The organism is Lacrimispora algidixylanolytica (assembly GCF_003609635.1).
Classification (GTDB): domain Bacteria; phylum Bacillota; class Clostridia; order Lachnospirales; family Lachnospiraceae; genus Lacrimispora; species Lacrimispora algidixylanolytica.
Window position 1 is genome coordinate 36,249 of record NZ_MCIA01000008.1, and the last position, 23,467, is coordinate 59,715.

Genomic DNA, 23,467 nt, shown 5'->3' on the forward strand with positions numbered 1-23,467 from the left:
ATACTCATTTAGCCCTCTATGCCATATTTTGCCTTATTTCCCGATATCCAACGCCTTGGAAGCCATCATCTTTATGGCGTTAAATGCTGTAATATTGGCCTCATAAGATCTAGTTGCAGACATACTGTCCACCGTTTCTTTGATCAAATCTACATTGGGCATCTGCACATAGCCGTTTTCATCCGCATCTGGATGTTCCGGGTTATATACTGGCTTTAGAGGACTAGTGTCTTGCACAATCTGTGAGACTCTGACCCCCCCTGTACTCTGCTGCCAGCTTTTACCCGCCGCATTCATAAGGACTTTTCTAAAACTGTTTTCGTTTTTGGCTTCAAGTACTACCATTTTTCTTCGATAAGGACCGCCAGCTTCTGTTCTAGTTGTATCAATATTCGCAATATTTTCAGATGCGACATCAAGGCGAAGACGCTGCGCAGTCATTGCTGACGCACTGATGTTCATTGAACTCAAAAATGACATATGTACCCTCCTCAAATATCAGCTTTAGCCGATAATGCCAGTTACTGTCTTAAGGATACGATCTGGCTTGAAAGGTTTTACAATGAAATCTTTTGCACCAGATTTAATCGCCTCAATAACCATACTTTCCTGTCCCATAGCGGAACACATAACAATAGCCGCATCTGGTGCTTTTGCTCTAATTGCCTTTAATGCCTCAAGTCCATCCATATTTGGCATGGTGATATCCATAATAACAAGATCAGGATTAATCTCTGAAAACATTTGTACTGCCTGAACTCCATCAGAAGCCTCATATAAATCCGTATATCCGTTCTTAGATAACGTGTCCTTAATCATCATTCTCATAAAAGCTGCATCATCTACTAATAATATTTTTGCCATTTTCAACATCTCCTTTGTTATCCTATGTTACTTTATATAATCCCTGACTCAGTTTTCACCGGTCTGGTAATTTCCTTTTTCAATCAGATCATCAATCTGTACTGCGACATTCCGCTTATGGACTCCCAGCTGGCCTTTAAACCATGGCTGACTTTCTACATAAAGCTGAATATCCGATTCTTTTGGCGTATTCAGATTAATGACATCGCCCACATGAAGATTATAAATATCATCAAGAGTGATTACTGCATCGCCGACTTTTGCCTGAACCAATAAATCAGAACTCTTAATGGAGCTAAAGATATCATTTCTGTTATCCTGACTCCTAAGCTCATCTCCCAGTGCATTATGTTTTTTCTTTTCCATGATTTCGAATATATTCAAAAGCAATGTTCCTGGTATGCAGACATTCAGCCTTCCAGTACATTCTTTTAAATCCACATCAATCACCACAATAACAATGGTTTCATCAACACCAATCTCCTGAAACATTCCAGGGTTTTCCTCTAGCCTGTCCAATTTGAAATTAAGGTTGATATAACTGGACCAGGAATCCTTGAGTGCTCCAATTAAATACTGAATCACCTTTCGGTAGAGGGCCATTTCGATCTCTGTATATGTATAATATTCATCGATATCAGCTTCTTCCCCTACACCTCCAAGCATACGGTCAATAAGGCTTAGCATCAAGCTCATGCTGGCATTGATTAAAAGAGGCGGACTCTGGGAAATATTTGGCACCGTTACATTAACAATGGTAAGTATATCATTATCATTCAAAGCATTCGCAAATTCATAATACCGCTGCTCTTCCACCGTAATAACTGACAATTCACTCGATGTACGGAATAACCCGTTAATCTGAGAACCAGCCATTCTGGAATAATTGTCAAAGATACTCTTTAATATTTTCAGTTTGTCTTTTGTAAACTTTTTAGGACTGTAAAAATCATACTTCCTATATTTTGCGTCACTTGCTTTTTTATCAATCTCATCGATAGTCTCATCGCTTCCCTGAAGGGAATTGAGCAGTGCATCAATTTGACTTTGGGATAATACTTCAGCCATCTGTTTCACTCCCGCTTTTTATTTATTGTCCGTTTCTTGCTGATTCTGATGATATACCTGGCGATAGTATTCCTCCAGGGATTTCTCCACCTTGTTGCTTTGGGTGATCAGGATCTCTACACGACGATTTATCTCTCCCCCATTTTCCGTGCCAAGTGGTGCGATAGGACGGTACTGACCAAAACTTATACTCACCAGTTTTTCTGGAGAAACAGCATTCCTGCTTTGTAGATAGATGACCACTTCCGCGGAACGCTGGGCAGAAAGCATCCTGTCATTGCGAATATTATTAGGCCTTTCAGGATTAACCTGGGAAGTGTGCCCCAAAACCTGTATTCCTTTAATGGTACTGTCCGCTCTGGATAATACCCCAGCAAATTGATCCAGCAGTTCTTTGCCTTCCTGGCGAAGAATGGAGCTGTCACCATCAAAAAACACTTTATCATGAAATGTTATAAAAGTGAAGTCATCTCCTGAAGTAATCTTTACAGAGTCCTGTAGACTCCGTTCTTCAATCACCTGCGTTAACACATGATCAAGCTGGCCAAAATCTGTAATAGTGCCGGCATCAATAGCAGAATCAGAAACGGGTTCTCCTTGCGTTCCATTCACTGGAGGAACTTGCTGGCCCTCCTTTTCAGTCACGCTAGAGTTTACCCCCTCCACAAGTATCTTCCATTTATTCTGGTCAATGTAAGAAACAGAATACAAAAGGATAAAAAAACATAAAAGCAGAGTAACAATAACGCCATATGTATCCAGCCATCCTCCAGGCTCTTCTTGTTTCCTGTCCTTTTTTATCATATAACCACCTGTTTTTTTCCTTGTAGCTGGAACCGGTCTTATGAAACAGCACCTGTGTCGTCTGCCCCGGTACTTCCATTTCTCATATATTTTTTCTGCTGGTTCTGTGATAAATAAGAGAAAAGCTTTTCCACCAGAAATTTCGGATTATCTCCTGCTTGTATCGACAATACACCTTCTATTATAATCTGTTTATAAAGAACTTCTTCCTCATTGCGGATTCGAAGTTTTTTGGCCATTGGTGCAAATATCAAATGAGCCAGAATACATCCATAGAACGTAGCTAACAGTGCTGTGGACATATCTGCTCCAATACCGCCTGCGCCTTGCTCTACATTAAGTCCCTTCAGCATATTCACCAGTCCCACAAGAGTTCCCACCAGACCAAAAGCAGGTGCAAGTGAGGTACATCTCTCATAAATACTGATCTGCTGTTCGTGACGATCAATCAATGCATTCACTTCCCCTTCCAATATCTCCCTGATCCGCTCAGCATCCACTGCATCTACAATGAGCATAACACTTTGCTTTAAAAATGGATCAAGTATGGAACCCGCCTGTTCTTCTAAAATAAGAAGTCCTCTTTTTCTGGCAGTCTGGGCCATGTCTGCAAATTTATAGATAACCTCGCCATGATTGTATTTCTGAGATCCAAACATGATACCAACATGCTTAGGAATCTGGGCCAACATTCTAAATGGATAACTGGCAATGAGCGCAGCTGCAGTCCCTCCGATAACAATGATAACACTGGGTATATCAATAAAATTACCTACTTTATCTGCCCCAATTCCTATAACGATCAAGACAGCGCCCAGTATCCACCCTATGATCAAAGATACATCCATGAATACCCTCCCATTTTCATTCAATCCTAGATCAGTCTTCCATCTTCCGTGCGCTTGCACAGATTCTTGCATTAAATTCTACTGTCCGTGCAATGATCTCATCCACACTTTCCTGTACAACGTAATGCTTTCCGTTCACCAGTATCACATTGGATTCTGGTATGGATTCAATCCGTTCAATCTGCATACAGTTGATTACAAACTCTTCCCCATTTAGTCTTGTCAAATGAATCACAGCGTGGTCCCCTCCCCTTTTGTCAGGAGAGGCATTGTATGCCTCTCCATATTATGAAAAATTATCGCTTCAGATTCACCAGTTCTTCTAACATTTGGTCTGTTACCGTGATGATTTTTGAGTTCGCCTGGAATCCTCTTTGGGTGGTGATCATATCTGTCATTTCAGTGGAAAGGTCTACTTTTGCCATTTCTAGGTAGTTTCCAAGGATTCTTCCTTGAGAACCACCAGCTTCATATACGCTTACATTGCCAGCACTGGCGCCGATGGTGTAGTAATATCCACTGTCTTTTTCAAGACCTCCGGTATTCGGTACGCTACCTAATGCTATCTTTCCAATGACAACTGTAGCATTATCGCTTGTTGTTCCAACAATGGTTCCATCTTGTTGTATTTTATAGTTTGAAAATTCAGCTACACCATCTGTATCAGAGGTAGACGTTCCCTGACTCTTTGAATTAGCTTCCAGAGCAGTTTTGTATGTGCTATCTGCTGATTTTAAGGCCTCTTGTGCTGCGGTTAATTTAGAATCCTTGTCAGCAACATTTAATTCTTTCGTTGTCAAAATTCCCTGCAATGAATTTGCTTCTGTACCAGAAAGATATGTTTGCGCTTTTTCCAATTCCACAGTTGAAGTCGCTAAAGCAGCCTTTAAAGCAGCATACGCTGTAGTGTTAGTTGGATCTCCAGCTTGAAGAGCATTGTAGTCTGAAGCATATTTGTTAATAACAGTATCTAATGCGCCTTCAGTTGTATAAGATCCGTTGAGAGGCTTCTCTAAATTCACTTTAGACTTTGCCCTGAGTAATTCAAAATTCTTTTGATCATATTTTAATTTGGCTTCAGAATAAGCTTTTAGTTTAGTTCCGAGTGGATCCCCGGTAGTATCATTTTTATACTCTGAATATAAGCTATCCATGGTTGCTTTTAGAGTATTTAAATCGGTATTGAGCGTTCCAATATCATTCGCTTTGTAAGCTGCATCATAAAGTGTTTTTGCTTCAAAATATTCCTGTCTTGCCGTACCTGCCGCAAGAACGGCGGTATTTACAGCTGCTTGAGCTTTATCTAATGCCGTTTTCGCATTTGCAAGTGCAGTACTGCTTTTACCTTTCGTAACTGCCTCCATATCTGCTTTGGTAGGTAGTTTTAAAGGCTTCAATGACCCTTTCTTATAATCTGGATCACCAACATAGGCTTTGTTTTCGAATCCGTATACATAATTACCGCCATCATCAACCAAATAACCGTTTGGATCGACTTTAAATTTACCGACTCTGGAAAGATACAATCCACTAGATTTAACCGCATCTTCTGTATCAAGAGGAATATCTCCAGCATTCAACATCGGTCCAACCAGGAAAAAACCAGTTCCATCAACCATACAGTCCAATCCGTTTGAGGACGGTGACATACCACCTGTACCAAAATCATAAGCAATAGAACCTGTTGTTACACCATATCCAACCTGGTTTGCATTTACCGCACCATATCCTCCGTTCTTTGTATTACCTGAGGAACCTGAGGAAGTGGACTGATACATGGCATCTTTAAAGGACATGCTCGCAGATTTAAACCCCCACGTATTAACATTCGCAATATTATTACCGATAACGTCCATCTTTGACTGATGTGCCTTAAGTCCTGCAACACCAGCGAACATTGATTTAACCATATGCTTTTTCCTTTCTTTACATCACCGTTCTCCTTATGTCAATCAGACATAAAGGATAAGCCCCCTTAACGGTCCGGCTATAGCAAAACGGCACTGTCGATCTTAGTAAATATATTTTCTTTCATTTCATTGCCAGACATCGTAGTTACAACCGTGTTATTGGGGACATTCACAATAAAAGCTCCCCGCTCACTTATAATCACTACATCCTTGGCACCTTTTAACCGGGCTTTTTCAACTGCGGACTTTAAGTCATTTAAAAATGCATCAGACATCTCAATCCCTCTTTCATTCACCCGTTCTGCCGCATGACGGGAAAAATGAAGATCACCGCTTTTATTAATGCGTTCCTGAAGTATATCACCAAAGCTACTGCCACAACCTGACATTGCTGTAGAACTGCGAAGCTTCAGCTGCCTGACGTCCTCATATTGGTTTATTTTTTCAATCATGTAGCATCACCTGTCTAATCTTTGGCCTTATTATCAGTTGTTTCTGTATCAGTGCTCGTATCATAAACAGTGACAATATCGGAAACAGCATAGCTATTGGTTGTATCTCCCTCCAAGTATAACTTTGGAATACCATCATGGATCTCTATCTTAGCTACTGTTCCTTCTTTTTTCACCGCAATTCCATTCGCGTCTTTACCAGTCACCATTACTTTTTTCCCAACCATAGAAGTTCCATAATTAATGGTGTTTATTTTTGAAAAGTCATCCATTGCTGTAGATGCATTATTATAAACGGACATAATACTTGAAACAGCATAACTATTTGTCGAATCACCACTCAGATATAGCTTAGGAGTACCATTATAAATATCTACCCTATCTACAAGTCCTTCTTTATTTACCAGATTCCCATTTTTATCCGTATAAGCAATAGCCACCTTCTTACCCATCATGGAAGTACCATAATTAATTGTGTTTACTTTAGCCGAATCATCCATTGCAGTTGAGAAATTTTGCATCGCCTGCATCATGGCAATCTGGGTCATCTGGGTCATCATCTCTGAGTTGTCCATGGGGTTTGACATATCCTGGTTCTGAAGCTGAGCTGCCAAAAGTTTAAAAAAGCTTTCTGTGCTTAGATCACTGTTTTTTTTGGCTGTCGTTTCCCCTGTTACCTGGTTCGTTTTCGCTGCTGCCGCAGTATTTATTGGATCCACTGCCATTGTTTCATCTCCTTATCCCTATTCTGCCTCTTTGAATTCTCCGCTGTAGGAACCAAACATTCCCAGTCTCAGCTTTTGGGCAAAATCATCACCACCATCATCAGATTGCTTCTGATTTTGCTGCTGACGCTGTTGTTCCTGTCCGCCACCTTGCTGATCCTGATTGCGGTTATTCAAATAATCCACGTCCGCCTTATCCACAACTACCTGGAATGGACGTTCCACATTGGCTTCCAGTATGTTTCCTATTTCAGTTGCTGACTGAGAAATAAGCTTTAACGTCTTACTCTCGGAACAAACGATGGATACGTGCACCTGATTGTTTTCATAAGAAACCTTAAGCAGGATCTTACCTAAATTGTGTGGTTCCAGCTGAAGCTCCATGCTGTCTTTTCCAGTTTTAATCTGGCTTAGGATTTGCTTAGATAATCTGTCTTCCAATTCTTCCGGATTGTTTTCATTCACAGGCATGGTTACGGTTTTTTCCTCTTGTCCGTGTATTGCATGAACTGGTTCCGGATTCCGACTGTTAAGATTTTCAAAGGCCTTTAAAGTAATTCCGTCTTCTTCTTTAACTTCTTTTACTTCTTTTGCTTCGGTCTTTTCATTTTTTATAAATGCTGGTCCAACCGATTCCTTAATAGCCTCGGCAAATCCCGGTCCGGTTAATGTCTCTTTTTTTACAACACCTGGACCTTCCAATACCACCTGGCTCTTCTCTGAAGCATTAGTTTCAGTAAGTTCTGGCTTCTTTCCCATCAGCGCTAAGCCGGGACCTTTTGGTAAAACCACGCTAGTTTGCTTCTTTGATTCATCTAAAATCAAATTTTCAAATCCCTTTGCTACCACACCTGGACCCTTAATTTCTTCTGTTTGCTTGTCTGGGTTAAGTGATTTTAAAAGCTGAGTTGGGTTGATTTTTCCAGATAGCTCAAGAGAGTTTTTATTTCCCTGAAAGATTCCAGGTGATAGAATACTCTGTAAAAATTCTTCCGGCAGCTTTTGCTCTTGAACAGGAACATCATTTTCAACAACTTTATTATCAGAAGGATTGTTGCCTATGTATTGAACTCCTGCGTCTTCCCCGTTATTCTTTGCTTCTGTTTTGGGGTTTTCGGAACCTGTACTTTTCTTCTGGGTCTTGTCCTTCAACAGATTCTTAAAACCAGCAATCCCCTCCTCTGTCTTTCCCTCTTTTTTAGAGGACTCTGACTTCGGCTTGTCAATCAGGTCTACATAACTTGTATTAACATTCATCTCTTCTCCTCCTTTCTTATCTGCCTATTGGCATTATTTTCTATGGTAACTGACAGAGTTATCTCTGACAGGACTACCTACTGTTGCGTACTGACATGGTGTTTGATACAAATTCTTCAATGAACAACTCTTCGCTACGAAGGACTTCTTTATTATACTGAGTAAGCTTTTTTTCCTTTAACTTTTCAATAGAAGACTTTTCTTTTTTGGCTTCTACTACTTCATCGCGCTTATGTTCTTCTTTTTTCTTCAGCTTTTTTAAAGTTCCTTCTTCAAAAAGAATTCTCTGCTGCATGTAAGTAATATATGACTCATATTCACGCATGGCGCTTACTGACATACCACAGTGAGTCTCTTCCCGAAACCGGGTGCAGGCAGTTCCTCTTTGTTCTGACAAAGAAAAAATCTTTTGCTCTTGCTTGGATACCTGAGTGAGGATAAGGGCATGTTCGCTTTTTAGATTATCTAAAATCTGATCTTTATAATTTAAAACTGTGTCTAAAGGAAAACTGAATTTTTTCATTTGCAGCTCGCTTTCTCAACCTTACCCTAAAATTTCTTTCATCTTATCCAGGATCTCTTCATAGCTGTTGTTTTCCTGTATTCCCTGACAAAGGAATTCATTTATCTTATCAATTTTAGCAATTGCAAAATCTAGTTTTGGATTGGTACCGCTTTTATAGGCGCCAATGGAAATAAGATCCTCGTTTTTCTCATAAATACTCAAAATATCTCTGACCCGAGAGGCCAACAAACGATGTTCCTCTGATACAACATTGTTCATCAACCTTGAGATACTTGCGCTTACATCAATAGCTGGAAAGTGGTTTGCATTGGCCAATTTTCTGCTAAGTACAATATGCCCATCTACAATACCTCGAACCGTATCTGCAATTGGTTCATTCGTATCATCACCTTCTACCAACACCGTATAGATACCTGTAATAGAGCCTTCTTCAAAATTCCCGCTACGTTCTAGAAGTTTAGGGAACTCAGCATATATAGAAGGCGTATATCCACGGGCCACAGGAGGTTCGCCGATGGCAAGTCCGATTTCACGTTGAGCCATAGCAAATCGGGTGAGGGAATCCATCATGAGCAATACATTCAAGCCTTGGTTTTTAAAATATTCCGCTATGGTAGTCGCTACCAGAGGGCATTTCATACGCAACATGGCTGGCTGATCCGAAGTAGCAACCACCAAAACAGATCGCTCCATTCCTTCCGGTCCAAGATCCTTTTCAATGAACTCACGGACCTCTCTGCCTCGCTCTCCAACCAGTGCCACAACATTAATATCTGCTTTGACATTCCTGGCTATCATTCCAAGCAAAGTACTCTTACCAACACCACTACCTGCAAAAATACCAATACGCTGTCCTTTTCCTATGGTATTCATTCCATCAATGGCTTTAACTCCAAATTCCAGCTTTTCAGAAATAGGAGGACGTGTCATGGGATTGATGTATGGATTCTCAACATAGTAAAACTTGGGTGATTCAAAAGGGCCTTTCCCATCCATGGGTTCTCCCTTTGCATCAATGATACGACCTCTTAAAAAATCGCCTACGGGTATTTTTAATCGGCGCTTCGTATTCCTTACAAAACTGCCTGCAGCAATGCCATTCATATTTTCATAGGCCATAAGCTGTATCTTATCATCCTTAAATCCTACTACTTCTACCGGTATCTGTTCCTGCTTGTCCTCATTGTAGATATAAGCAATGTCACCGATACTGGCTTTACCGCCCGATGCTTCCATGGACATTCCAACAATATTTTCAATTTTACCAATGTGATCAATTGTCTCTGTCTTCATTATAAGATCAGAAAGTTCCTTAAACATGGGAGTTCCTCCTGCTACAGTCTGGCATTATTGAGTATTCCTTTGATATTTTCAATCTGAGTATTGACGCTAACATCAATAATTTCTTCTGGAAGCTCAATGATACAACTGCCATCTTCTGCATGATCCATGGAGATGATTTTAATATTACCTGAAATATGGGACAATTCGTTTAACAGTCCCACATCTCCCTGCATCATCATCCCTGCATCCTTTTGTGATACATAGATTTTTACCCATTGGGTCTTTTTCAGCTTTCCTGCCGCTCCTACAATCATTCGTTTTATGATCTCACCGCTTGATTTTAAGCTGGTTTGAATTACCTTTTCCGCTATGGTCAAAGTGATTTTCTTTAGGTCGTCCATGTATTTTTCAAGAAGTTTGTCCTTTTCCCGAGTGATACTTTCTATGGTCAGCCTGACAGTAGTCTTAAATTCTTCCATCTGCAGGTCTAACTCTGTCTTATGATCCTCATAAGCTTTGTTGGTTCCGTCAAGCAATCCCGCCTCGTAACCGTTTAAGTAGCCGTTTTCTCGTGCTTCCTCTTGAAGCCTTCTAGCCTCTTCCTCTGCCTGTAAAAGTATCTCTTCTGACCGTTTTGTTGCTTCTTTATATGCATCCGAAGCCTGTTTGTAGATCGATTCCGCTTCTTCTTTCAGCTTATCTGTCACCTGATCTACAAACGCCTCAGTTACCAATTCTTCCAATTGTTCCTGTTGCTTAGAAATCTCAATGATATCATCAAACGTTCTGTCAAATGCGTATTCCAGAACACGATCACCTGTACGTGTTCCTTTCATAATATTAGGCAATGATATCATCCTTTCCACCCTTGCTAATGATCAGCTCGCCTTCTTCCTCCAGACGTCTGATGGTCGCAACGATTCTCTGCTGAGCTTCCTGTACATCCTTCACACGAACATTAACGGTAACTTCCATATCAGAAATAATACTCTCTCTCATACGGCTGGACATATTAGCAAAGATTGCCTCAGAAATCTGCTCATTGGTTCCTTTAAGAGCATAAACCATATCCTTCATATCGCACTCGCGAATGAAACGCTGAATGGAACGATTGTCCATGGTAACAATATCCTCGAACACGAACATCTTTTTGCGGATTGTGTCTGCCAGATCTGCATCCTTTTTCCCCAATTCCTCGAAGATAAGTTTCTCGTTTCCTCGATCCATACGGTTCATTACGTTTGCAATGTAATCGATACCGCCCACAGTTGTGTAATCGGTGGTGATGATGCCTGAGAACTTTCTTTTAATCTCATCTTCCACGATCTTAATGCCATCTGGAGATGCACTTTCCATTCTTGCAATGGCTTCTACCACTTTAAATCTTTTTTCAGGAGGCAGCTCAGAAATCAGTTCCGCCGTCATATCTTCTGTAGTATAAGAGAGAACCAGAGCAATGGTCTGCGGTCTCTCATGCTGTAAAATAGAAAATAAGTTTTTTGAATCACTCTTTCTAATAAATCCAAAGGATCTGGATTTTAACGACTGTGTCACCTTCTGAAGAAGATTATTCGCAGTGCTCTCGCCAAATGCTTTTTCTAAAACTGTCCTAGCGTATTCAAGACCGCCATCGGTTACGACCTTCTGTGTTAAACAGGTCTTATAAAAATCATCCAGTATCTCTTCTGTGGCTTTGGCTTCTACGTGCCCTAGCTTTGCCACTTCCACTGTGAGTTTTTCAATTTCCTCTTCGGAAAGATATTTATAAACTTTAGACGCTTTGTCTACTCCGAGCGAAACAATAACAGTTGCCGCTTTTTGTTCTGGTCTTAGACTAGTTGTCATTGTTCTCCCCTCCGTTCAACCACGCTTTCAGTAACTGAGCTGAAATCTCAGGATTCTGATCTGCAAAATCACGAATACTCTCACGCAGCTCTGCACCTCGATCCACCTCCGGAACGAAAATCTCAGGTTCAACCGGTTCAATTTCTTCCACAACCTCTTCTTCCATAACCTCTGGAATCTCTCGAACGATAGGAACATCTTCTTGACTATCCTCCGTATCGGCGAGCATGGCTTTCTTTTTGTTTGCACTTCTAATCGCCAATATAACGATTAATAGAAGTAATACGACTCCGACCGCTGCCGCAATTAGTACCCACTGATTAATAATCATACCCTTTGCCCCTGCCTCAGCTGTGTCTTCCGGCTGCTTTGGCACATCAACAGTATAAAACGGTGCTGCTACTGCAGTAATCTTCTCTGCCCGTTCTGCCTGGGTAATGCCTGCCGCATTACCAGCCAGGTTGCGAATATCGTCCACAGTGAGCGTACCAAAATCAGCCCCGTTCACAACAACGGAAACCGTAAGATTCTCAAGACTTCCGGGATTGATCTGTCCCTGCTCCTTAATCTGGTTAATAAGGTACTTTCTGCTAAGACCATTGGAAGCATAAGAGCCCTCAGCACCGGTTCCAGTACCTGCTGCATTATATTCTGGAATATCAGCATTTGCTTCTGATCCAGCAACACCGGAGGCAGTTTGCTTATCACCAGAAAACTCCTTATTAATGGTCTCTTCTGAAATAATACCAGTTTTGTCCTTCTGATCAATCTTATCTGGAGTATTATAAACAATGCTCTCGCGAATCAATTTATCCATATTGACCGTACATTTTGCAGAAACCTTTACGTTTCCGTTGCCATATACGGGTCCTAAAACATTAATAACCTTAGCTGAAATCTGATCTTCAATCACTTTTGCAATCTCTTCGTTTGCTTTACCAGTGTTAAGATCATCCTCTTTAGAGTCTACAGTAATTTCTCTACCATTGCCGTCAAAAACAGAAACGTTGTCAATGACCATACCAGGAATACTTCTGGATATAAGTCTTTGAACAGACTTAGCCTGTTCCTCTGTAGGTGCTCCTCCATCTTTCATCACGATAACAGCCTGAGCACTCGCTTCCTTTGCACTATCCTCAGACAGCGCATACTTGGAAGTTTCTCCCAGGGCTATCGTAACATATGCTTCTTTTACACCATCAAAGAGCTGGATCGTGGAACCAATTCTGGTCTCCAGATCATAAAGCTTAAAAGTCTTCCGGTCTGAATCAGTCGTCATTAAGTTAACATTATTCTTAAAAACATCGTATGTAAAACCGCTTTTGGGATATCCTTCTGAAACTAGCTTTGCTCTGGTCGTATCCATCTGCTCTACCGGTACCAGAATGTCTCCACCTTCATACTGATAGGAAACGCCATCTTCCTGTAGCTTTCCTATGATCTGCTTTGCTTCCTCGCTGCCAACGCCTGTAAACATTACCTCAAAAGGCTTCTGTCGCATGGATAATGCCAGGACCACCGCTCCTGCAACTACTAAAACACCCACAATTCCAGCTATAATAATCTTCTTCGTCTTACCGCTAAGACCATTCAAAAATTCCTTAATTTTTTCCATCGACTCTGTCCGCCCCGTTATCCATCTTAAATACTAATCCTCATCATTTCGTTATAAGACTCCAATGCCTTACTACGAAGTGCCGTTAAAAGTTCTATCGATAACTGGGCTTTTGCTGCTGCTGCTGGCACGGTGTGTGCGTCATTAATCTGGCCTGTGGACAATAAGTATTCCTGGGTTGTCAGATTCTTGTCTGTCTCTTTTACATTCTGAATGGCTTCTCTAAAAACATCCTGAAAGGCTGAATTTCCAGCATTACCGGATGCTATCTTCTTGTCACTTCCTATATTTCCAATGGAATTCAAGGGAATAATGGGTGTTATGAACATCTGTTCCATGTTATGTACCTCCTGGTTTAACCTTTAATTATCGTACGTAGTCTGCTTATCTCGCTGTTTAAAGCATTAAGTTCATATTGGTACTGCAACGTTGTTCTTGCTAATTCCACGTTCTCCACATCCATATTAACATTGTTCCCATCCATTCTTGCCGATTCATTATCCGTATTCCTTATGAAATGCCTGGAATTTCCAATGATATTACTTATGTCCTGGGATGTGCCTTTTTTTCCTGCCATAAGACGTTTGCGTAATTCATCCTCAAACGTTACATACTGGGCTTTATATCCCGGGGTATCTCCATTGGCAATGTTGTTAAGAGTAACTTTCTGTTTCGACCACAGATAATCCAGAGTCTTCTCCGCCATGGAAATATTGTTTCCAAATATTAAATTCATCGGATCTGTTCCTCACTTTCACTTCTTTCAGTAAAATGTTTTTCATACGTAATAGGGTTTTAAACATCTAAATGTAGTTAAATTTCGACAAGCAATTCCAAAATTATATTATTTTTGTAATTTTAAACTTACTTTATTTTACATTTTATTACATATATTGTCAAGAAAGTTCTATTAAGCCAATATCCAAAAACTGGTTATAATTATGCTCTCTATCCGGCATTTTGTATAATTTGATTTTTCATAGATAGAATCAGACCTGCCGCTGCATTTCCTTCCTTATAAGAGGAAGTACTTCCCAAGTTTTTAAGAAGGCCCAAACCACCTCTGGATCAAACTGTTTTCCACTACCTCTTAACAATTCCTTACGAATTTGTGCAGGATTAAGCCTCGGCCTGTAACATCGGTTGCTGCTCATGGCATCAAAGGAATCTGCCACACAAATGATTCTCGCAAGCAGGGGGATCTCGGTACCAAAGAGCCCATCAGGATAGCCTTTTCCGTCAAAGCGTTCATGGTGGTATCTTGCTCCTAGTTCCAAATCTCGAAATGTCGTGATGTCTTTTAGGATTTCCGCCCCCATTACGGTATGGCTTTTCATAACTGCCATTTCTAAGGGTGTTAGCGGCGTTGTCTTTAATAGGATCTTATCGGGCACCCCCACCTTTCCAACATCATGGAGCATTGCAATGTCGTATAAGCGCCTAATCTCCTCCTTGGACCAGTTCATATTCTCTGCTATTAATACGGAATATCTGGCCACTCGCTTGGAATGTCCTTTTGTGTAAGAATCTCTCGCATCAATTAAGGCTGTCATTGCACTTATTGAGGCAAGGGAAACCTCCTCCAGCTCCTTCGTCTTTTGCTCCAGCTTTATCTTAAGCTCTTCGCTATAACGTTTTACTTCCAAAGCTTTTTTGACACGGCTTAAAAGAACCTCTTTTGAAACTGGTTTTGTAATAAAATCATATGCTCCCTGTTTTAAGCATTCTGCCTCTATCGCCTTATCTGTTTGTGATGTTATGAAAATAATTGGTATGTCAGAACAATCCGGTCTCATTTTTAATTGTCTCATGGTTTGCCAACCATCTACCTTAGGCATTGCAAGGTCTAAAAGAATCAGATCCGGTTTTAACTGTTCCATATAACGGAACGCAATCTCTCCTGAAACAGTAGTAAACACCTCGAAATATTCAGAGAGTATATCTTCTAATACTCTTAGAAAAAAAGAAGTGTCATCAATTGCCAATATTCTGTACAAGCCTCTCCCCCCTCACTTGAAAGCCGCTTTCAAAACCACCCCAGAAACTGCCGAAACCTCATCCTCCCAAAAACACTTACCCCATACTGACAGAAGAAAAAGGGTTCGACCTATAAATTTCTTATATCTTATCTAACAAATTCATGGTTCTCCAAACAAGCATGCGTACATACAAAAGCTTATGTATGGAATATGATAGTTCAATATTTTATCTTATTCCATTGTCCAGACTATGAAAATGTTCATGGAACAACAAAAATTTACACTGAAATTCTATATCATTTCACCAGGCTGTTTCACTCTTAATGGGCATTTATTTTAATCTACCCGTAATATCTGGCTCCATGATTTGGTTATATTTTATCTTTTTATTATCATTTCTATATTTATATCGAAACCAAAGTGAAAAAAATAAGCAACTTTAGTCGATTTTTGTCATTTTATCAATATCTTAATACTTATCATACAGGAAAATATGTTAAATAAAGAATAGACCACTAAAAAGTACCATAAAAATAACAAATGACTTATCATCGAACGTCCCTTTGTTCGAAATAATATGGATTCAAGAAATGTGCATTCCTTTCATATAATAGAACGATAAACAAAATCATAAGATTTATAATCATTCGCATCTAAGCGATTCGTCAAATATAGAGTCAAATTACCAAAACCTTCTGATTAAAAGCTTAGCTCTGTTGATATTTTATAATGAAAGAGGAAGTCATAATGAATATAGAAGCTTTGACCACAGATGACATTTACAAAGAAAATCCTGAAACACCGTATACGGAGGCCGTCAGGCTTCAGGAATTTCTTATCTCCATTGCCAGTCAACTGCCATCTTCCATAAGGAATGAGAAGCTTGACTACAGCAGAAGTCATTTAAAAATCATTTCCATTGCTCTAATAAGATTAAAGCCTCTTTGTCAAGACCAAAAAATCGCTCATATTCCCGTGTCCTATCTGGCGATGTATGAAAATACGAAATGGACCGTTGACAAACTGTTGGAATTGATAGAAGATGGCCGTTTAAAAGAAGCAGAGGATCTTACAGAATTTCAATTAATTCCATTTCTAAAGGAATGGAAAGAAGATACCTATTTCTGGCTTACTATTTATCCTGACAAAATAAAAATGAAGCATTACTATGACTGCGAATTCATAGAAAACCATAAAAATACTTATGAAAACAGAGGGGAGAACTATCTGGTTTCCATATTTATTCCAGTTTATAACAAACTGGAATATACAAAGAAGTGTCTTGAAAGCCTTTTTAGAAATACAGATCTTACCAGCTATTCCTACGAACTGATTCTTCTAAATGATGGTTCCTCAGATGGCACAGAGGAATACTTTAAGGAGCTTGGCATCCGTAAAGTGCTGACATTAAAGCACAACGTAAAAGCTATGATTTTTTCACTTATGTACCGGGTGTGTGAAGGAAAATATGCCGCCTTCGTCAACAACGATACCATATTAACAAGCAATTGGCTGGATAACCTCCTTACCTGCATCCAATCTGATCCAGATATCATCTCCGTATCTCCAAGTACTCCAAACACCAGCAACCTCCAGGGAATGATTGATGAATTCACGCCAGAAAATGCGGAAGAGGTAGCGAAGGCCCATAACGTCAAATGTCCTTATTTATGGGAAGAACGATGCCGGCTTATGCCTGTGATTGCCCTTTATGATATTAAGAAGGTAAATACCATTGGATTTGCAGACCGGTATTTTTATACGATGGAATTTTGGGATGATGATTTCTGTCTCAGGGCAAGAAGGGCTGGTTACAAGCAGGTATTATGTAAAGACACATGGTGTTACCATTTCGGAAGCGTTTCAGGAAAAGAAGATCAATTGAAATATCGGACATTACAAAACGGAAGAAGCTTGTTTATAGAAAAACATGGCGTTGATCCTTGGGGCAATAACTTCTGCTACGATCCTTACCTTCTCACTCATCTGGAAACCACATTTAAAGATTTACCAGAGAACACGCCCATACTTGGGATTGATTCTGGTTATGGAGCAGATGTAATACAACTCATGACTGGCTTAAGGAGACTGGGTAAGAAAGTATCTTTTTCCTTTGCCATAAGCGATCCTAAACTAGCAGATGACTTAAAGCCATTAAAGGGTGAGGTTTCCATTGCAGATTCCCCATATAGTATATACCGTTCCCTCCCGGAAGGAAGCTTTCAATATATCTGCATTGGTAAGGAATTATCTCTTTACCCGGACTATTCGGAACTCTTAAAGGAATGCGCATCACGCTTAGATGCCGGAGGCGTCATATCCTTTTATCTGAGAAATCCTTATTCACATGTTCTAAAAAAAGAGTTAGAGGAAGAAAGATTATTAAATGGAGCGCATTCCATCACGCTAATCCCCATCGAAGAACCAGTGAAAATCTTAAGAGAGCAGGGATTAATTCCAAATGGGAATGGAATTCTAGAGCCTATTTTGCCTGCTGAATTAAAGTTCAATAGATCCGAACATCTAAACCGGTATCTGATTCTTGCAACGAAACCGAAATAACTTAAAAACTCCCTGTTAAGGTCAGATATGTAATCCGCCTCAACAGGGAGTTCTTAGTTACTATGCTCTTGTATCTATATTTTGTCCAACTCCGCTATGAGGGATCTGACCGGGATTTGACCGGCTTACCATGTCAAGAAGTCCGGCTGCCTGCTGTTCCTCCTGATTCATCGCTTTCTTTGCTATGCTTAGACCTACATTTTGTTGTAGCTTTGCCATACTCATATCCATGCTAAATGCAGCAACGTCCATACTGTTTTCTCCTTTCATGATGCACATATTTAGGTGAATCGCATCCTATGCTTTCCTATTATATATCGGATTGACTAATTACTTTATAAGAGGTCAGATGAAATCAACTTTCTCTATGGCTATTCAAGGTAAACCAAAACTCAACGCCTTCTGCCACATTACGCACTCCACATGATTTCTTATGGGAATCCATGATTGCCTTGACAATGGACAGGCCGATGCCGCTGCCTCCATATTCTCTGGTATGAGCTTTATCAACCTTAAAAAATTTAGTCCAAAGCTTAGAGAGATCTTCTTCTGGTATGTTCAGGCCAGTGTTAAACACCGTAATAAGTGCTTCTTCCCCATTATCCTCTGCGGTAATGACTATCTTCCGATCTCCTCCCACATGATTTAAGGCATTGTTCAAATAATTGGTTATGACTTCTTCAATCTTAAACTCATCTGCGTGGACATAAATAGGGCCCTGATCTTCAAACTTCACGGAAATATCTTTGTGCTGTATTAAGATCCCAGCAGAACTAATCACTCCACGAATCAATTCGGTTACATCAAATCGGTCCAGTTGAAGCATATCGTTTCCAAACTCAATCGCGGTAAGATTTAAAAGCTGCCGCACCATCTTATTCATCTTATTCGCTTCATCCACAATGACTTCGCAGTAATAATCACGGCTTTCCGGATCTTCTGCCATTCCCTCCATAAGACCCTCTGCATATCCCTGAATGAGAGCAATGGGAGTTTTCAGTTCATGAGATACATTGGCAATAAAATCCTTACGCATATCGTCAATCTTTACCTTTTCTTCTATATCCTTTTGCAGCTCTTCATTGGCCTCTCGAAGCTCTCCAATGGTATCCTTTAGCCGGTCAGAAAGCTTATTCATACTGTTTCCTAAGATACCAATCTCATCCTCTTCTTTTCCCGTATACTTGGCATCAAAATCAAGATTTGACATCTTCTCTGATAAAACGGATAAAGACAAGATTGGGGAGGTGACTCTCTTAGTCGTAAAGAATATGACAATACTTCCTAAGAAAAGAGCCACACCACCTACGTAGGCAAGAAAACGATTGGAAAGAGATACACTTTCCCGAATGCTGGCAAGAGGGATTGATATAAGGAAAATAGTCTTATTGTCTGAAAAATATCCCCAGCTTTCCAGATAATAGGAGTCTGATCTTGAATCATATGTCTTTTGGATCACGTAATTATCATATCTCTTTAATATACTGGCATGAGGCATATCCTTTCCAAAGATATAATCCTCCACCCTATTTTTTAAAAACTGGCGGTCACCATTGGTTGACATAAGTGCTTCGTCCGTGGTGCTGTCAATTAGGACCATCATCAGATTGTATTTTTCTCCCATGATTCGAAACATCCTCTGGACAGGGCCTTCATTTTTAAAATCTACATCATAGGATTCTTTATAATACTCAATGATGCCTTTTCCGCTCTCATTGGCCTGAGCCACCACTTGATCGATCTCGGTATAGGCGCTTTGTAAAATACGCACCTTATCACTGGTATAAAACCGTTCCAAAAACCAACTGTTCACACACCAGGTTGAGATAAACACAAACGCCATTAAACCTACAAAAATTATGGCGTACCGTGCTTTTATGGAATGTTTCATTGACTCACCTCAAATTTATATCCCATTCCCCATATGGTTTTAATATAGTCACCTTTTTCGCCCATCTTGCTACGTAACTTTTTCACATGAGTATCTATGGTTCTGGCATCTCCAAAATAATCGTAATTCCATACATTATTTAATATTTTTTCCCTGGAAAGAGCGATTCCCTGGTTTTCAAGGAAATAAGCAAGTAATTCAAATTCCTTAAAACTTAGTTCAATGTTTTTCCCATCAATGGACACCTGATGAGCCGCCTTGTCAATGCAAATTCCACCAATCTCCATCTCATCAGCAGGCACTGAATTGCTTCTTCTTAATATCGCCTCTACTCTGGCAACTAAAATCTTTGGGCTAAATGGCTTTGAGATATATTCATCCACACCAAGGTCAAAGCCCTGCAGTTCATCCCGCTCTTCTCCTCTGGCTGTTAGCATGATGATGGGAACTTGAGAATATTTACGGATGGTTTTAAGGGTCTCCCAACCGTCCATCTTTGGCATCATGACATCAAGGATGATTAGTACAATATCTTTTTGTTCAAAAAATACGTCTACTGCCTCCTCACCATTGGATGCCTCTACTACGGTAAATCCCTTAACGCTTAAAAAATCCTTTACCAGTTTTCTCATTCTGGATTCATCATCAACCACTAATATTTTCAACTGTTCCATTGTAACCTCCTGAAATCAGACACTTTTTCATCTATTTATGAGTCATATTGTATCAAATGAAACGAGATATTTCTACATTTTCACAGAGATTTCACATGATTGGAGTTGAAATAACTGTCTATAGGATAATTCCCTCAATCTACGGGTCATATTCCTGATTTGGGCAGTAAAAAAGCAGATGCTAAAAATGGCTGCATCTGCTTTTTGATCTATCCTTATTATCTTAATTCAGTTGTAGGAATGTTATCCATATCGTCAAATGCCTGATTCTCTCCACCCATTGCCCAAATGAAGGTATAGTTGCTAGTACCTGCGCCGGAATGAATGCTCCAAGATGGGCTGATCACAGCCTGTTCATTCTGCATCACAATATGTCTTGTTTCATTGGCTTCTCCCATCATGTGGAACACTACATTATTCTCAGGAATTTCGAAATACATATAGATTTCCATACGTCTCTCATGTGTATGAGATGGCATGGTGTTCCATACGCTTCCTGAATCTAAAATAGTCATACCCATAGAAAGTTGACAGGTCTCCAGTACATCTGGGTGAATAAATTGGTTAATCACACGTTTGTTGGCAGTCTCCATTGCACCAAGAGGCTTTTTCGCTGCTTTTTCGATTGGGATAAAGGTTGTCTTACATGATTTATGAGCTGGTGCACTTACCATATAGAACTTAGCTGGGTTTGATGCATCTGCACTAGAGAAAGTAACTTTTTTTGTTCCCTTTGTAATGTACAAACAATCTTTGTAGCCCATCTTGAACTCTTCCCCATCTGCAACAATGGTTCCTGCTCCGCCGATATTGAAAATACCGATTTCACGTCTCTCAAGGAAATAGCTTGTACCGAAGTTTTTCCAAACATCAATCCCCTTGTCAATAGAAACTGTTTCTGTTGTTGGCATACAACCTAATGTAACCATACGATCTACGTGTGAATATACAGCAACCACTTCATTGGCAACGTATAAATTTTCTATTAAAAATTCATTTCTTGTTTCTTCTGTTGTGTATCGTTTGAAATCCTTTTGATTTGCTGAGTAACGGATATCCATTTATTAAAACCCTCCTTGTTGTATTTAGAAATAACTGACCACTCTCATGGTATCACAAGCAGGTTTTTAATTCAATATGTACTTAACTTTATTGTGAAAAAGCCACAATATATCCTATCATACGACAAGGTTATTCATTCAATTATTTAAGAATATGAAATTTTGCTACCTCATCACGCAGCAGATTTGCCTGAGCAGATAACTCTTCACTGGAAGCGGAACTTTGTTCTGCCGTGGCGGCATTACTTTGTACCACTGCAGATATTTGACCAATTCCATAGGTGACTTCTGCCATCGCTTCTGTCTGTTCCCTGGAAGCCTGTTCTACGGTTTCCATAATTGCTTTTACGTGCTTTGCATGACCAGATACATCTGATAAAATATCTGCATTTTCCTTTGCAGTGGTAAGACCATCTTCCACAGCTCGGGTCGCATTCTCAACCAGGAGTGAGGTACGCTTAGCCGCCTGAGCTGCTTTTGCTGCCAGGCTTCTTACTTCCTCAGCCACCACTGCAAACCCCTTGCCAGCATCTCCCGCCCTGGCTGCCTCAACTGCTGCATTTAAAGCCAGAAGATTTGTTTGAGACGCAATCCCATCAACATCCTTTGTGATTTTTCCAATTTCGTCTGAGGTGGTTTTAATCTCAGCCATTGCTTTTAACATCTGTTTCATTTTGGCATTGCTTTCTTCCACCCGGCTTACGGTTTGTTCCACGTATCCTGCTGCTTCTTCAATATGAGTTGTACTCTGTTCCACCTGAGCGGAGACCTCTGTAATGGCTGAGGAAAGTTCTTCTATGGTTCCAGCCTGCTCCGTAGCTCCTGCTGCCAGCGCCTGGGCAGCTGATGCCACCTGAGTGGATCCAGCATTTACTTGATCGGCAGACTGTCGTATGATTTTTAAGGTCTGGTTTAGCTGCTGATAAATAAGAATGAGGGACTCATGGATCGGTGCAAAATCACCTGCATATCTCTTCTCCACAGGGTGAGTCATATCTCCCTGCGACATGTGCTCCATGTGTCCGGCAATGTCTTTCACAACTTCTGCCATTTCAAATATCAGTTCGTCTGTAGCTCTGGAAAGTACCTCCATCTCATCGTTAGTTTTAATAACGTTCACTGGAGGTGTATGTACATCTCCTTCTGCCAAAAGTTTAAGGCGTTTGGCAATGGGACTTAGTGGTGCTGTAATCTTACTCAAACGGCCGGTTAAAATAAATAGACCTACTACAGAAATTCCAATTGATACTAGAAGAAGAAAGACGATTTCCATTATCTTCTCTCTTTGTTGATTTGCCACCGCCTGATCTATGTCGTCAATGTAATTTCCAGTGCTGATATTCCAGTCATAAGGTTCAAATCTAAGGGTATAGGCTCTTTTTGCAAAGACTCCATCCTGACCAGGTTTGGTAAAATAAAAATCCGTAAATCCGCCGCCTGCTTTAACACCATTTTCTATAAAACTGCGCACGTAATAATTGCCCAATTTATCCTGTTCATCGTACCGTGCTTTTCCTTCATATTCAGAATTCATATGTACCGCGCAAATTCCATCTGAGGTATCTGCCCAGAAATAGCCACTGCCTCCTCCATACCGGGCATTGCGAACAATGCTCTCAGCATTCTTACGAGCCTGCTGCTCCGTGATTTCCCCACTTTCATAGCGCTTATAATTGTCACTTAGGACACTCACTAAATTTTCTACTGCTGTTTTGATATTTTGATCGTAACTATCATAACTTAACTGAATCCAGTTCTGGTATGCTCGGTCCAAGCCGATGTAAAAAATTGTGGTTAATACAAAAATCGTGGTAAACATCAATGCACTGACGAATAAAATCAGTTTTCCCCTGACCTGCAATTTGTATTTCTTCTGCCTCTCCATTATGCTTTCCTCCGTTATTACATAGACTTGATAATATTCAAATATAATAACTCCGTTGCATCATTATCGCAATGCGTGTTTGAGGAAATAGTGTGTGACTTCTTCTCTTTTTGTCGATCTTTGTCTTTTGAAATACTTGTAATTACTATACTTGTAAAATAATTAAGATTTTCCCTTAAATATTTGTTGTTTTTTTATATTTATCACCTAAACTTAT

At 40.1% G+C, this 23,467-nt stretch carries 24 protein-coding genes; 1 reads left to right on the forward strand and 23 read right to left on the reverse strand.

Features of this window, described 5'->3' with window-relative positions; genetic code table 11:
- Positions 1-33: 33 nt before the first annotated feature.
- From flgC to BET01_RS06750, 18 genes are all read right to left on the reverse strand, one after another.
- Positions 34-480 carry a flagellar basal body rod protein FlgC gene (gene flgC / locus BET01_RS06665; RefSeq protein ID WP_120196033.1) on the reverse strand — a complete coding sequence of 149 codons (447 nt, stop codon included), beginning with the start codon at positions 478-480 and terminating at the stop codon, positions 34-36.
- A 24-nt stretch (positions 481-504) separates the two neighbouring features.
- Positions 505-864 (reverse strand): response regulator, encoded by a 360-nt coding sequence (locus BET01_RS06670; protein WP_120196034.1) that lies wholly within the window; start codon positions 862-864, stop codon positions 505-507.
- A gap of 48 nt (positions 865-912) precedes the next feature.
- Entirely contained in the window at positions 913-1,932 is a 1,020-nt protein-coding gene (locus BET01_RS06675) for a flagellar motor switch protein FliM (RefSeq protein ID WP_120196035.1), read from the reverse strand.
- 18 nt (positions 1,933-1,950) lie between these two features.
- Positions 1,951-2,736: an OmpA/MotB family protein gene (locus BET01_RS06680; protein WP_120196036.1), complete on the reverse strand. Its 786-nt coding sequence runs from the start codon at positions 2,734-2,736 to the stop codon at positions 1,951-1,953.
- 38 nt (positions 2,737-2,774) lie between these two features.
- Complete coding sequence (locus BET01_RS06685) at positions 2,775-3,584, reverse strand: motility protein A (protein ID WP_120196037.1); 810 nt, start codon at positions 3,582-3,584, stop codon at positions 2,775-2,777.
- 31 nt (positions 3,585-3,615) lie between these two features.
- Positions 3,616-3,819 (reverse strand): flagellar FlbD family protein, encoded by a 204-nt coding sequence (locus BET01_RS06690; RefSeq protein ID WP_120196038.1) that lies wholly within the window; start codon positions 3,817-3,819, stop codon positions 3,616-3,618.
- A 61-nt stretch (positions 3,820-3,880) separates the two neighbouring features.
- Positions 3,881-5,494, reverse strand: a complete 1,614-nt coding sequence (locus tag BET01_RS06695) for a flagellar hook-basal body complex protein (RefSeq protein ID WP_120196039.1) — start codon at positions 5,492-5,494, stop codon at positions 3,881-3,883.
- A 77-nt stretch (positions 5,495-5,571) separates the two neighbouring features.
- Positions 5,572-5,946, reverse strand: coding sequence for a TIGR02530 family flagellar biosynthesis protein (locus tag BET01_RS06700; RefSeq protein ID WP_120196040.1), 375 nt, complete (start codon positions 5,944-5,946; stop codon positions 5,572-5,574).
- A gap of 14 nt (positions 5,947-5,960) precedes the next feature.
- A complete protein-coding gene (locus BET01_RS06705) occupies positions 5,961-6,671 on the reverse strand; it encodes a flagellar hook assembly protein FlgD (protein WP_120196041.1) in 711 nt (236 codons plus the stop codon).
- 18 nt (positions 6,672-6,689) lie between these two features.
- Positions 6,690-7,928 (reverse strand): flagellar hook-length control protein FliK, encoded by a 1,239-nt coding sequence (locus BET01_RS06710; RefSeq protein WP_120196042.1) that lies wholly within the window; start codon positions 7,926-7,928, stop codon positions 6,690-6,692.
- Between the two features lie 73 nt (positions 7,929-8,001).
- A complete protein-coding gene (fliJ, locus tag BET01_RS06715) occupies positions 8,002-8,451 on the reverse strand; it encodes a flagellar export protein FliJ (protein ID WP_120196043.1) in 450 nt (149 codons plus the stop codon).
- A 21-nt stretch (positions 8,452-8,472) separates the two neighbouring features.
- Positions 8,473-9,774: a flagellar protein export ATPase FliI gene (gene fliI, locus BET01_RS06720; RefSeq protein WP_120196044.1), complete on the reverse strand. Its 1,302-nt coding sequence runs from the start codon at positions 9,772-9,774 to the stop codon at positions 8,473-8,475.
- A gap of 14 nt (positions 9,775-9,788) precedes the next feature.
- Positions 9,789-10,595: a FliH/SctL family protein gene (locus tag BET01_RS06725; protein ID WP_120196045.1), complete on the reverse strand. Its 807-nt coding sequence runs from the start codon at positions 10,593-10,595 to the stop codon at positions 9,789-9,791.
- A complete protein-coding gene (gene fliG / locus BET01_RS06730) occupies positions 10,579-11,583 on the reverse strand; it encodes a flagellar motor switch protein FliG (RefSeq protein WP_120196046.1) in 1,005 nt (334 codons plus the stop codon). The genes BET01_RS06725 and fliG overlap by 17 nt, the downstream gene beginning before the upstream one ends.
- Positions 11,573-13,198 (reverse strand): flagellar basal-body MS-ring/collar protein FliF, encoded by a 1,626-nt coding sequence (fliF, locus tag BET01_RS06735; RefSeq protein ID WP_120196047.1) that lies wholly within the window; start codon positions 13,196-13,198, stop codon positions 11,573-11,575. The genes fliG and fliF overlap by 11 nt, the downstream gene beginning before the upstream one ends.
- 26 nt (positions 13,199-13,224) lie before the next feature.
- Positions 13,225-13,536 (reverse strand): flagellar hook-basal body complex protein FliE, encoded by a 312-nt coding sequence (locus BET01_RS06740; RefSeq protein ID WP_120196048.1) that lies wholly within the window; start codon positions 13,534-13,536, stop codon positions 13,225-13,227.
- Between the two features lie 17 nt (positions 13,537-13,553).
- Positions 13,554-13,934 (reverse strand): flagellar basal body rod protein FlgB, encoded by a 381-nt coding sequence (gene flgB / locus BET01_RS06745; RefSeq protein ID WP_120196049.1) that lies wholly within the window; start codon positions 13,932-13,934, stop codon positions 13,554-13,556.
- A gap of 253 nt (positions 13,935-14,187) precedes the next feature.
- Positions 14,188-15,195 carry an HD-GYP domain-containing protein gene (locus tag BET01_RS06750; protein WP_120196050.1) on the reverse strand — a complete coding sequence of 336 codons (1,008 nt, stop codon included), beginning with the start codon at positions 15,193-15,195 and terminating at the stop codon, positions 14,188-14,190.
- Positions 15,196-15,924: 729 nt separating this feature from the next.
- Between BET01_RS06750 and BET01_RS06755 the strand changes: the two genes are divergently transcribed.
- A complete protein-coding gene (locus BET01_RS06755) occupies positions 15,925-17,739 on the forward strand; it encodes a glycosyltransferase family 2 protein (RefSeq protein WP_158584997.1) in 1,815 nt (604 codons plus the stop codon).
- Between the two features lie 60 nt (positions 17,740-17,799).
- Here BET01_RS06755 and BET01_RS06760 read toward each other — a convergent pair whose 3' ends face one another.
- The 5 genes from BET01_RS06760 to BET01_RS06780 form a co-directional block, all read right to left on the reverse strand.
- On the reverse strand, positions 17,800-17,991 hold the full coding sequence (locus tag BET01_RS06760) for a YjfB family protein (protein WP_158584998.1): 192 nt from the start codon (positions 17,989-17,991) through the stop codon (positions 17,800-17,802).
- 103 nt (positions 17,992-18,094) lie between these two features.
- The gene (locus tag BET01_RS06765; protein ID WP_120196053.1) at positions 18,095-19,630 is read right to left on the reverse strand and encodes a sensor histidine kinase; all 1,536 of its coding nucleotides are present in this window, start codon (positions 19,628-19,630) and stop codon (positions 18,095-18,097) included.
- A complete protein-coding gene (locus BET01_RS06770; protein WP_120196054.1) occupies positions 19,627-20,304 on the reverse strand; it encodes a response regulator transcription factor in 678 nt (225 codons plus the stop codon). Before BET01_RS06770 ends, BET01_RS06765 begins: the two co-directional genes overlap by 4 nt.
- A gap of 218 nt (positions 20,305-20,522) precedes the next feature.
- Positions 20,523-21,365: a 5-dehydro-4-deoxy-D-glucuronate isomerase gene (kduI, locus tag BET01_RS06775; RefSeq protein WP_120196055.1), complete on the reverse strand. Its 843-nt coding sequence runs from the start codon at positions 21,363-21,365 to the stop codon at positions 20,523-20,525.
- Positions 21,366-21,507: 142 nt separating this feature from the next.
- On the reverse strand, positions 21,508-23,250 hold the full coding sequence (locus BET01_RS06780; protein ID WP_120196056.1) for a methyl-accepting chemotaxis protein: 1,743 nt from the start codon (positions 23,248-23,250) through the stop codon (positions 21,508-21,510).
- Positions 23,251-23,467 lie beyond the last annotated feature (217 nt).

Bases quoted from the DNA above. Each gene is read 5' to 3' on its own strand.
- flgB (WP_120196049.1), bottom strand. From the start codon at position 13,934: ATGAATTTAATATTTGGAAACAATATTTCCATGGCGGAGAAGACTCTG.
- BET01_RS06705 (WP_120196041.1), bottom strand. From the start codon at position 6,671: ATGGCAGTGGATCCAATAAATACTGCGGCAGCAGCGAAAACGAACCAG.
- fliI (WP_120196044.1), bottom strand. From the start codon at position 9,774: ATGTTTAAGGAACTTTCTGATCTTATAATGAAGACAGAGACAATTGAT.
- BET01_RS06700 (WP_120196040.1), bottom strand. From the start codon at position 5,946: ATGATTGAAAAAATAAACCAATATGAGGACGTCAGGCAGCTGAAGCTT.
- fliG (WP_120196046.1), bottom strand. From the start codon at position 11,583: ATGACAACTAGTCTAAGACCAGAACAAAAAGCGGCAACTGTTATTGTT.
- flgC (WP_120196033.1), bottom strand. From the start codon at position 480: ATGTCATTTTTGAGTTCAATGAACATCAGTGCGTCAGCAATGACTGCG.
- BET01_RS06685 (WP_120196037.1), bottom strand. From the start codon at position 3,584: ATGGATGTATCTTTGATCATAGGGTGGATACTGGGCGCTGTCTTGATC.
- BET01_RS06675 (WP_120196035.1), bottom strand. From the start codon at position 1,932: ATGGCTGAAGTATTATCCCAAAGTCAAATTGATGCACTGCTCAATTCC.
- BET01_RS06710 (WP_120196042.1), bottom strand. From the start codon at position 7,928: ATGAATGTTAATACAAGTTATGTAGACCTGATTGACAAGCCGAAGTCA.
- BET01_RS06725 (WP_120196045.1), bottom strand. From the start codon at position 10,595: ATGATATCATTGCCTAATATTATGAAAGGAACACGTACAGGTGATCGT.
- BET01_RS06740 (WP_120196048.1), bottom strand. From the start codon at position 13,536: ATGGAACAGATGTTCATAACACCCATTATTCCCTTGAATTCCATTGGA.
- BET01_RS06680 (WP_120196036.1), bottom strand. From the start codon at position 2,736: ATGATAAAAAAGGACAGGAAACAAGAAGAGCCTGGAGGATGGCTGGAT.
- fliJ (WP_120196043.1), bottom strand. From the start codon at position 8,451: ATGAAAAAATTCAGTTTTCCTTTAGACACAGTTTTAAATTATAAAGAT.
- BET01_RS06755 (WP_158584997.1), top strand. From the start codon at position 15,925: ATGAATATAGAAGCTTTGACCACAGATGACATTTACAAAGAAAATCCT.
- kduI (WP_120196055.1), bottom strand. From the start codon at position 21,365: ATGGATATCCGTTACTCAGCAAATCAAAAGGATTTCAAACGATACACA.
- fliF (WP_120196047.1), bottom strand. From the start codon at position 13,198: ATGGAAAAAATTAAGGAATTTTTGAATGGTCTTAGCGGTAAGACGAAG.
- BET01_RS06760 (WP_158584998.1), bottom strand. From the start codon at position 17,991: ATGGACGTTGCTGCATTTAGCATGGATATGAGTATGGCAAAGCTACAA.
- BET01_RS06780 (WP_120196056.1), bottom strand. From the start codon at position 23,250: ATGGAGAGGCAGAAGAAATACAAATTGCAGGTCAGGGGAAAACTGATT.
- BET01_RS06765 (WP_120196053.1), bottom strand. From the start codon at position 19,630: ATGAAACATTCCATAAAAGCACGGTACGCCATAATTTTTGTAGGTTTA.
- BET01_RS06695 (WP_120196039.1), bottom strand. From the start codon at position 5,494: ATGGTTAAATCAATGTTCGCTGGTGTTGCAGGACTTAAGGCACATCAG.
- BET01_RS06770 (WP_120196054.1), bottom strand. From the start codon at position 20,304: ATGGAACAGTTGAAAATATTAGTGGTTGATGATGAATCCAGAATGAGA.
- BET01_RS06670 (WP_120196034.1), bottom strand. From the start codon at position 864: ATGGCAAAAATATTATTAGTAGATGATGCAGCTTTTATGAGAATGATG.